We start from the raw sequence: 9,523 nt of genomic DNA on the forward strand, positions 1-9,523 counted from the left end.
GGTGCATCGATCACCAACTTCTCCGCTCAGTCAGTATTCGCAACGCTCCAAACGTTGCTTTCAGACCGGCCAGATGCGATTTCATGTACCAAATACCGAGGTGAATAATCCAGGATGTGGTATCAACGTGGCTGCTAAGCACCTGCTGGAGCAAATCGCCACTAATGGCCGCATCCGTGGTGATGAAGCTGAGCATGGTACCCATGTTCGGGTGAATCATCCCGGAACCCTTGGCCACTCCGCTCATCGTGCAGACGGTCGCTCCGATTTCAAACTGAACGCTAACCGTCTTGGTGTGCGTGTCGGTGGTGAGAATCGCTTCTTCGAACTTTGCCCCGCCCTTCAGCAGCAATTCCTTGACGCCCGCCGTGATTTTGCCCATATCCAGCTGGTGACCAATAATGCCAGTAGAGGCCACCCCAACCAGAAACGGGTCAATGCTCAGCTTACCGGCCACCAGTTCCTGCATCTTCTGGGCGTTCGCCAACCCAGTTGCGCCGGTAAACGAGTTGGCGTTGGCGGAGTTAGCGATGATTGCCTGCAGCTTGTGCGTCTTATTAATCGTTTTCTTGGTCAACTGAACCGGTGCCGCTTGAAATTGATTCCGGGTGTAGGCCCCGGCAGCCGCAGCTGGTACGGCCGAAACAATCCAGCCCAAATCAGGCTTGCTGGGGTGGTGCCGTAAGTTAGCGTGAACCGCGCTGGCCGTGAATCCTTTGGGCCAGGTGAAGGGAATTGTTGTTTCTACCATCGTTATTGCCTCTTTTTACTAGATTTGTGCTATGTGCCCGGTTGCTAGGTGGTTGCCGGAACCGGAAGATTAATATGTGTTTGCCGCTAGATGATTGCGGGCTGCTGCGGAATTGCCGTGGCCTGCGGGAACCCAAAGAGCAGGTTGAAGTTTTCCATCGCCTGGCCCGCGGCGCCCTTGAGCATGTTGTCGATGACACTGACCACCGTGACAACACCAGTTAACTCGTTGTAGACCCAGCCGAGCGCGGTGTAATTGCTATAGGCAACGTCCTTAATGCTGGGTAGTTGCGCCCCGGCAAGGTGGACGAACGGCTTGCCCGAATACGTTACGCTAAAGGCCGCATCGAGCTGGTCATTAATTGCCGTGCTCCCCTTTGCCGCTAGCTCCGGTGTCACGTGGGCGTACATCGTGCTCATAATGCCACGGTCCACCGGAATCAACGTGGTCATAAACTGCACCGCATGAATGCTGGCATCCCATGCGTGCAACTGCTGCACGATTTCGGGAATATGTTGATGTGCGTTCGCCTTGTAGAGCGTGACGTTCTCATCGGCGCTGACGAAATGGCTGCTGGTCGTGAGCTTCTTACCGGCCCCCGATAACCCAGACTTTGCATCGACGATAATCGACTCCGGCTGAATTAAGTGCTGCTGCACTAGTGGCGCCAGACCAATAATCGTCGCGGTCGCATAGCAACCAGGGTTGGCGACGTATTTGCCCGGCTGCGGATGAAACTCGGTCAGGCCGTAACTGGCAGCGGCCAAATCTTCCGCCGCGGCGGGGTCCTTCTTGTACCACTGCGCATACGCCGCCGGATCTTTCAGCCGCATGTCCCCGGACAAATCAATGACCGGAAAATCCGCGGCGATGAACTCGTGCGCCACCTTACTGGTCACACCGGCCGACGTGGCAAAGAAGACGCAATCCGTTTCCGCCATGACCTTTGCGGGGGTAAACGCATAAATTATTGGGTCATTATCCAACGCAAGATAGGGTAAAATTTTGGATAAATGAATATTTGTTTCGCTGTGACCGTATAAAACAACCTCATCCACGTGGGGATGTTGCTGTAATAACTGGTACAACACCGTTCCGGCATACCCGGAAACACCAACTAATCCAACTTTCACGTGTTTGAGCCTCCTGCATATTTATTCGATGAAGCTATCCTACCGCCAATTGTATAGTTATGCAATACTTTTGCTAAAAAAAGGTGAAATATTCACTTTAGAATGAATATTTCACCTTTTTTGCGTATTATTCTATTAGCAATATGACCTACTTCGGGTCATGCTGCCTGTGCCACTCCGCAATCTGCGCCAGACGTTGCGCCCAGCGCACCTCGCTGCCCTGATTGGAGGGATGGTAGTAATGCTTGCCAACCAAATTATCCGGCATCGTCTGCATCGTGGTTAATTTATCCGGTGCATCCTGGGCGTACTGGTAATCCTTACCGTAGCCCTCTTCCTTCATCAGCTTGGTGACCCCGTTGCGAATTTGCAGCGGCACGGGTTCGGCCAGCGTGTGCTCTGCATCTGCCTTCGCCGCGGTGTAGGCGTCGTACACCGCTGAGCTCTTCGGCGCCAGCGCCAAGTACGCCGTTGCGTGGGCCAGGTTCACGGAACACTCCGGCATGCCAAGAAATTGGCTGGCCTGAAACGCTGCTACCGCAATTTCGAGCGCCCGTGAATCCGCGAGGCCGACATCTTCACTGGCAAACTGAACGAGCCGCCGCGCCACGTACAGTGGATCTTCCCCACCCTCCAGCATGCGGCTGAGCCAGTAGAGCGCTGCGTCAACGTCCGAGTTGCGCATGGACTTGTGCAGCGCCGAAATCATGTTGTAGTGTTCTTCGCCGTTCTTGTCGTATAAGAGCGCCCGCTTCCCCATAATCTGCTTGAGGTCCGCGGCCGATACCACCGTCACACCGTCCTTGACGTTACCGTTCGTGACCGCCATCTCGAGTGTGTTCAGCGCCGTTCGCGCATCACCGTTAGCATAGAGGGCAATCTTGTGCAGCAGGTCGTCTTCAGCCTGCACCTTGAAGTCACCAAACCCACGTGGATCAGTCAGGGCGCGCTTTTGCAGCCACACTAACTCGTCCTCAGACAGTGCGTGCAGAACGAAAACCCGCAGCCGCGACAATAGCGCGGAGTTGATTTCAAAACTGGGATTTTCGGTTGTTGCCCCAATGAGGATGATGCTGCCCCGTTCAACGTAGGGCAAGAACGCATCCTGCTGGGCCTTGTTGAAGCGGTGAATTTCATCGACGAACACAATGGTCTTATGCCCGCCAGCCCGGTTCATTTCGGCTTCCTGCATTACCTGCCGAATTTCCTTGATGCCACTGGTCACGGCCGAGAAATTAACGAATTGGGCCTGCGTTTTGTTCGCGATTAATTGGGCGAGCGTCGTCTTGCCAACACCGGGCGGCCCCCAAAAAATCATCGAGGTAATCTGGTCGCGCTCAATCAAGTTGTAGAGCACCCGGCCCGGCGCAATCAGGTTTTGTTGCCCAGCAAAATCAGCCAGCGTCTGGGGCCGCATCCGTGCTGCCAGTGGCTGATAACCCGCATTTTCTGCTGGCTTTTCATCATCAAATAAAGAGCCTTGCTCCACGTGAAACACCGCCTTTCTTCATATTGTAGAGGTGAAAATTAATCTGCTAAAACTTGTACGCCGCCAAATCGGCAATATCGGTCGCATTCAGCACGAGGGCCCCATCACTGCGGGGCGTGAAATGGTGCTGCAGGTAAAGCTGCCGGTCGGCGTCCCGCACGATTTGGCCCGCGACTAGACGCGAAAGCACCAATTCGTGAACCGCAAAGCCGAGCATGCGGGGAAGTACCTCTTCCTCGACGGTCAGTGGCGTCTCCGGCAAGGTTGCCATCCGCACCGTCGCGCACTTACCGTCAGTGCTAAAGCCATAGAAGCCAAACGTTCCGGCGAGCTCATCCGTTGCCCGGTCGCGCACCCCGTAGAGTAGCGCCTTGTTGTCCATGACGAGCGCCATTGCCCGGTTAATGAAGTGGGCCGTGTCGCCGATGTTTTTGTCGACCGGTCGTCCCTGTGCCTGGGCAATTTCCAGGTTTTGCCGCATCGTGAGGACTTCCTTGGCCTTAAATAAGGTCAGCCAATCCATCGTGTAATGCACGGACATTATTGGGTGGTACTTCTCAAAGATTGCCAACTTTTCGTCCTCCACTCTTTTACTTACTTTCTATCTAGATTTTAACACAACTACCGGCGCATCCAGCATCCACGCAACTTAAAGACGTTCAGTTTAAATACCCGTCAGCCTGCACTGCAAAATCACGCCACACAAAAACGGCCGGGCACAAATGCGCCCGGCCGTTTCGGTGATGAATAAGCTACAGAATAGCCAGAATTACGAAGTTCAGGATGAACCCAACGGTGGCAATCGCCAAAACTGGGTGAATTTCCTTTGCCTTCCCCTGAACGATCTTAATCAGGCAGTAGAAGATGAATCCAGCAGCAATCCCGTAAGAAATGTTGTAGATGAGACCCATGACGATGGACGCCATGAATGCAGGAATTGCTTCGGCAAGGTCGGCCCAGTCGATTTCCTTAAGGGAGCTGGCCATCATGACCCCAACCATGAGCAGTGCTGGTGCAGTCGCCTGCGTTGGCACAATGCTGATAATTGGTGCAAAGATGCTGGAGATGAGGAACAGAATCGATACCGTTACGGCCGTGAGCCCAGTGCGACCACCGGCACCAATCCCGGCTGCACTTTCAACGTAGGTCGTCGTGTTGGAAGTCCCAAAGATGGCACCAATGGAAGTAGCGATGGAGTCGGCAAACAGTGCCTTGTCGAGACGTGTGGAAAAACCGCTGCTGGTTTCGAGTTTCTTCATGTCGTCATCGGAGAAGATCCCGGTGCGGCGCCCGGTCCCAATGAAGGTCCCAAGCGTGTCAAACGTGTCGGAGAAACAGAATGCGAAGATGGTCATGAGCGACAGCATGATGTTGTGCCCACCGGTAAACAGCGTGCCCATCCCCTTAGGCCCGAATGCGGCCCCAAAGGTGGTCCCAAGCTGCGCAAATGAGTTGCTCAGGGAGTTAGACGCGGAAAAATCAAGGCTGGTAACACCCATAGGAATCCCAATCAGGGTGGTCAGGATAATCCCGATGATTACCGCGCCCGGAACCTTTTTCACGAGCAGGATAACCATGATGAACACCCCAATGAGGGCCAGTAGTGCGCCAGAGTTAGCGAAGTTCGTCAGTGCCGGCACAATCCCGCCGCCGGTAACAACGGAGGTCACCCCACCTTTGAAGTGGCTGACCGCTGCACTGTATGCAGAATTGTTAATGCTGAGGATGTCGGAAGAATCGGAAGTGAACTGTAAAAAGCCAGCGTTCTTGAGCCCGATGTAACCAACGAAGACCCCAATCCCACCACCAATAGCGTGTTGGAGGGCTTCCGGAATTGCTACAATAATCAGCTTCCGGATTTTCGTGATGGTGATGAAAATGTTGAACAACCCGCAAATGAACACGAGGGCAAGAGCTTGCTGCCAGGTGTAGCCGAGCGCGAAGACAACGGTGTAAGTAAAGAACGCGTTAAGCCCCATCCCTGGTGCCAGTGCGTAAGGAACATTCGCAAACAGCCCCATGACGGCCGTCCCAATGGCACTAGCCACGATGGTCGCAAGGAAAACCGCCTGTGACGGCATCCCAGTGAGGGAGAGAATCTGGGGGTTAACGAACAGAATGTATGACATTGCAAAGAAAGTAGTGAATCCAGCCATGACTTCACGGCCGGTGGTGGTATTGTTCGCCTTTAGCTTAAAAAAGTTATCCATGATGCGCTCCTATCAGTTTTGATAGGTTCATTTTACAAACAAAGGTCGCACATTACAAGCCTAATATACGTGTTTTTGTTGCCAAAATCCGAACATTCACTGACCCGCTCCACCAAAATGCCCACGTTTCAACGTTTAACGGCCTTAAATTTTCTGCAAAAAGTTGAAAATTTCTAAATTTATGAAAAATATCATCAATATTGCTCCTGCACCCAGAAACGTCCAAACATTCAAACTGTCGCTGTCCGGCAGCGTAAGTGGTTTTGCGGAGGTAGACCAGTGGAGGGGGCTCCGCGCTCCGGGGTTTGGCCTCCGGGTCCGGGCTGGGCCTCGGGTGTGCTTCGCCGTGGTCGCTGTGGCGGTCGTCTGGAGCCGGAAGTACGCCGTCTCCAGACTAAAAATTTAGCTTTGCATCGTCGCGCCTAAACCTAACTCGTACGATGCTTGGTATGTAATCGAAGCCTCTATCTCGTGCGCAAATCCTGAATGCTCCTCACACAAATCTAAATTTTTCCCACAAAGAAAAGGGGTGTGCCAACCGCAAAAACCGCGGTCGTCATACCTCTTTTCTTTGTTGCCACGGCTGGGCGGCACACCCGAGACCCAGCCCGGGCCCTCCGGTCAAACCCCGCAACGCTCCGCTGGATAGTGAGTTACACCTCAGTTACCTCGTATCGCTAGACGACATAACTTCCATGAAACGTGAGGAATTCCGGTACGACAGTTATTTCTGTTTTATATGGTGCCGTCGAATGATTTATATTTTTAACCACGTCGTAGCGACTGGGCGGGGGCGGTGCGCGTGTAGTGCGGCTGGGATTTTCCTGTGAAAGCTATGGTGAGAGAAGACCGATGCGGTTTTTGCATCGGGCTTCTCCACACCATAGCCGGCAAAAATTAAGACCCGCCAGGAGGACAAAGCTTCCCCAGCGGATCTTAACAACACGTATTAGTCTCGTAACCCCCAAGAAGCAGATGTGGGGCTCAATTTTTAGGTTGAAGACCCCGCTTTTGGGGCTTCAACCGGCCGCACGGAAAATCCCAGCCGCACGTAACGCGCACCGGCCCCGCCCAGTCGCGGCCCTATACCACTCAGTACCTACTACCACCGAAACGACTTACGTTGCCGGACAACGATAGCCGCAACCAAAGGCGGACTAGCTCAGTACGGTAAACAACTTCTGGAGGAAGTTGTCGATCAGTGTGATTTCGTCTTCAGAATACTCATCAAATAGTGCCCGTTCACGGTCCCGGACCTCGTGGCGCATTTTCCGGTGGGCGCGGCCGATTATTTGCCCATCATCGCTCGCTTTGTAGTGCACGGCCTTCATGTTGCCGTCCTGCTTGTACGGCACAACAAGCCCCAGCCCGATTAGTCGCCGCGCATTTTGCGACACGGCGCCCTTGGACACACCCATGATTTCAATCAAATCGTTTGGTGTTGCCCCCGGCTTAGCGGTCACGACGTCAAGAAACATTAGCGCGGATGGTGCCAGGCAGCGGACCGTTTTGTGCAGCTTCTCCGGCACCCGCGTCTTTAATTCGCGGTCAGCAAAATCGCTGATGTCGCCGCCGCGCAACCGACCGAGAGTATCTTCAATTGATCTTGCACGCATATTTCTGTCCTTGATGGCCATCGTGGTGAATCCCCCATTCATATTGTGGTATCACCATTATAAGCCTACCTTAGAATTTTGCGGCAACTTCGCGTGCGCGGTCGCAAGCCTGTGCAATAAACTGGTCGCGGCGATCAGGGTAGGTGTCCATACCTTCTGCATAAATCCCCGTGAAGTCGTCAATTCCGAACAACTTCAGCTGTGCGCGCAGGTATGGCGCCGCAAAGTCATCCTGAGGTGCCGCTGTCACGTCCGCGTTCTGGTAGAAACCACCGGCCGCCTGAATGTGCGCTGCCTTCTTGCCGTTAAGCATGCCCACCGGTCCCTGTGCGGTGTAACGGAACGTCGCGTGCGGTACCTCCACCACGTCAATGTACTGCTTGAGTTCCGCTGGCAGTGCGTGGTTGTACATTGGATTTACGAACAAGTACTTATCTGCGCTGAGGAATTCCCCGAGCCACTCGTTGGCTGGACCCATCATTGCCTTTTGCTCTGGTGAGAGATCTTCTGGCTTGGTCCCGCCGAGCACTGCTGCCCAGGCAGGGAACGTGGAGTTGTTAATTGGGGGCACCGGAGTTGCGTACACATCACGGATAACTACCTTGTCATCTGGATGTGCGCTCTTATATTCTTCGAGAAATGCGTCCATCACCTTGAGGGAAACGGATGTTGGTGCTGGTTCTGGGTGGGCCTTAATTACAAGTAGTGTGGTCATTATAAATACCTCTTTCGTTTTTTGTTTACGCCTAAACTATATCACACTTTAGTTTAGAGCTAAACAAAAACTTTTTTGGCGTATTCAAGATAATGTTCTTGTAGTTGTTCAATATAGTAAGCATACTTACTATATTCACACGGAGGTGCACTGATGGAGAATTCCGGTTACTTATTGATGAATGTTGCCAAAAAATTGCGTTACCAGTTAAACCAAGAATTACACCGGCAAAACCTAACTGCCGCACAATGGGCCGTACTCCAGCAAGTAACTCGCTTTGAACACTTGCACACACCATGCCGGGTCGTTGATCTGGTGGCAACCCTTGGGATGGACAAACCAACGGCCGCCGACATTGTGCAGCGCCTTATTGGGATGAATCTACTGGAGCGAACCCGTTCCGCGCTGGACAAGCGTGCCTTCGATTTAACGCTAACTGATGCTGGCAACACCGCCGTGGTGCAAGCAGCAACTACGAGTGACCACGTGCTTGCACAATTTAGTGCCGCTTTGACTCCGACTGAACAAGATCAATTTAGCAAACTACTTCAAAAACTAAACGAGGTTAATTATTAATGGAAACTATTCTGGTTTTAAGTGCAACTGGTAACATCGGCCGTCCCCTGCTGGACGAGCTCCTATCGCAGGACGTGCGCATCGTTGCGGGAGTACACAATCCGCAACACGTCCCTGGTGAATTACGTGAAACTAAGATTGAGTGGCGGCACTTCGATTTTCTCAATGCGCACAGTTTCAGTGCCGCCCACGACGCTGATCGGGTCTTCTTCGTGCGGCCGCCCCAGCTTGGCAAACCAAAGCAGGATATGTTTCCGTTCCTAGATTATTTGAAGCAAAACGGCCGGGTTAAGCAAGTTGTGTTTGTTTCCATGCTGGGGGTCGACAAAAATCCAGTCACTCCACACCACAAAATTGAAAAGCACATCCGTGAGATTGGCTTGCCGCACACGTTCATTCGGCCCAGCTTCTTCATGCAAAATTTGACCACCACCCACGTGCAGGATATCCGTGAACACCACGACCTGTTTATCCCCGCGGGCAATTCCGTCACCAGCTTCATCGACACCCGTGATATTGCGGCGGTTGCGGCCAAGTGCCTGCTGAACGACCAGTACATTGGCCAACAGCTCGACATCACCGGTGGCCGCGCCCTCAGTTACGACCAGGTTGCCGCAATTATGTCAAAGGAACTGGGGACTGCCATTACTTACAGCAATCCCAGCCTGCTGCACTTCCGCAAGGTCATGCGCAAACGCGGCATCCCCGCTGAGTTCGTGAACGTGATGGTCATGCTCTACGTCATCACGCGGCTCGGAAACGCCAAGGCCGTCACCGATACTTTGCCCCAAGTCCTCGGCCGCGAACCGATTACGTTCGAGCAATTCGTCGCTGATAACCGCGCCGTTCTACTGGGCTAACACGGTCGCAGCGGACATTGAGCGTGGTGCCAATTGCGCCGCCAAACAAACCGGCGCAACTGTGCATCGAACAATTACCACTTTTGCCCAAACGACTGTTCTGGTACCTGTCAAGGAGACAAGTAAATATCATCAAAAAACATTCCACTTCACTCAAGCTACATTATGATTGA

Annotated in this window: 9 protein-coding genes; 2 read left to right on the forward strand and 7 right to left on the reverse strand. The window is 53.1% G+C overall.

Annotated elements, in window-relative coordinates; translation table 11 throughout:
• Positions 1–10: 10 nt before the first annotated feature.
• The 7 genes from EKN00_RS10415 to EKN00_RS10445 form a co-directional block, all read right to left on the reverse strand.
• A complete protein-coding gene (locus tag EKN00_RS10415) occupies positions 11–751 on the reverse strand; it encodes a bifunctional ornithine acetyltransferase/N-acetylglutamate synthase (RefSeq protein ID WP_127850180.1) in 741 nt (246 codons plus the stop codon).
• An 86-nt stretch (positions 752–837) separates the two neighbouring features.
• Complete coding sequence (argC, locus tag EKN00_RS10420; RefSeq protein WP_127850181.1) at positions 838–1,884, reverse strand: N-acetyl-gamma-glutamyl-phosphate reductase; 1,047 nt, start codon at positions 1,882–1,884, stop codon at positions 838–840.
• A gap of 148 nt (positions 1,885–2,032) precedes the next feature.
• Complete coding sequence (locus tag EKN00_RS10425; RefSeq protein ID WP_127850188.1) at positions 2,033–3,301, reverse strand: replication-associated recombination protein A; 1,269 nt, start codon at positions 3,299–3,301, stop codon at positions 2,033–2,035.
• A gap of 118 nt (positions 3,302–3,419) precedes the next feature.
• Complete coding sequence (locus tag EKN00_RS10430; RefSeq protein WP_127850182.1) at positions 3,420–3,944, reverse strand: N-acetyltransferase; 525 nt, start codon at positions 3,942–3,944, stop codon at positions 3,420–3,422.
• 181 nt (positions 3,945–4,125) lie between these two features.
• Positions 4,126–5,583, reverse strand: a complete 1,458-nt coding sequence (locus EKN00_RS10435; RefSeq protein WP_127850183.1) for an NCS2 family permease — start codon at positions 5,581–5,583, stop codon at positions 4,126–4,128.
• Positions 5,584–6,740: 1,157 nt separating this feature from the next.
• Complete coding sequence (locus tag EKN00_RS10440) at positions 6,741–7,241, reverse strand: MarR family winged helix-turn-helix transcriptional regulator (protein ID WP_127850184.1); 501 nt, start codon at positions 7,239–7,241, stop codon at positions 6,741–6,743.
• 28 nt (positions 7,242–7,269) lie between these two features.
• A complete protein-coding gene (locus EKN00_RS10445; RefSeq protein ID WP_127850185.1) occupies positions 7,270–7,914 on the reverse strand; it encodes an FMN-dependent NADH-azoreductase in 645 nt (214 codons plus the stop codon).
• 153 nt (positions 7,915–8,067) lie between these two features.
• Here EKN00_RS10445 and EKN00_RS10450 point away from each other — a divergent pair, with 153 nt between their 5' ends.
• Together EKN00_RS10450 and EKN00_RS10455 are read left to right on the forward strand one after the other, a co-directional pair.
• Positions 8,068–8,490, forward strand: coding sequence for a MarR family winged helix-turn-helix transcriptional regulator (locus EKN00_RS10450; RefSeq protein WP_127850186.1), 423 nt, complete (start codon positions 8,068–8,070; stop codon positions 8,488–8,490).
• Positions 8,490–9,350 (forward strand): SDR family oxidoreductase, encoded by an 861-nt coding sequence (locus EKN00_RS10455; protein WP_127850187.1) that lies wholly within the window; start codon positions 8,490–8,492, stop codon positions 9,348–9,350. The genes EKN00_RS10450 and EKN00_RS10455 overlap by 1 nt, the downstream gene beginning before the upstream one ends.
• Positions 9,351–9,523 lie beyond the last annotated feature (173 nt).

The organism is Lacticaseibacillus hulanensis, from assembly GCF_004010095.1.
Taxonomy (GTDB): Bacteria; Bacillota; Bacilli; order Lactobacillales; family Lactobacillaceae; genus Lacticaseibacillus; species Lacticaseibacillus hulanensis.

Coding starts and splice junctions, on each gene's coding strand:
- EKN00_RS10455 (WP_127850187.1), top strand. CDS start 8,490: ATGGAAACTATTCTGGTTTTAAGTGCAACTGGTAACATCGGCCGTCCC.
- EKN00_RS10450 (WP_127850186.1), top strand. CDS start 8,068: ATGGAGAATTCCGGTTACTTATTGATGAATGTTGCCAAAAAATTGCGT.
- EKN00_RS10435 (WP_127850183.1), bottom strand. CDS start 5,583: ATGGATAACTTTTTTAAGCTAAAGGCGAACAATACCACCACCGGCCGT.
- EKN00_RS10425 (WP_127850188.1), bottom strand. CDS start 3,301: ATGCGGCCCCAGACGCTGGCTGATTTTGCTGGGCAACAAAACCTGATT.
- EKN00_RS10440 (WP_127850184.1), bottom strand. CDS start 7,241: ATGAATGGGGGATTCACCACGATGGCCATCAAGGACAGAAATATGCGT.
- EKN00_RS10415 (WP_127850180.1), bottom strand. CDS start 751: ATGGTAGAAACAACAATTCCCTTCACCTGGCCCAAAGGATTCACGGCC.
- EKN00_RS10445 (WP_127850185.1), bottom strand. CDS start 7,914: ATGACCACACTACTTGTAATTAAGGCCCACCCAGAACCAGCACCAACA.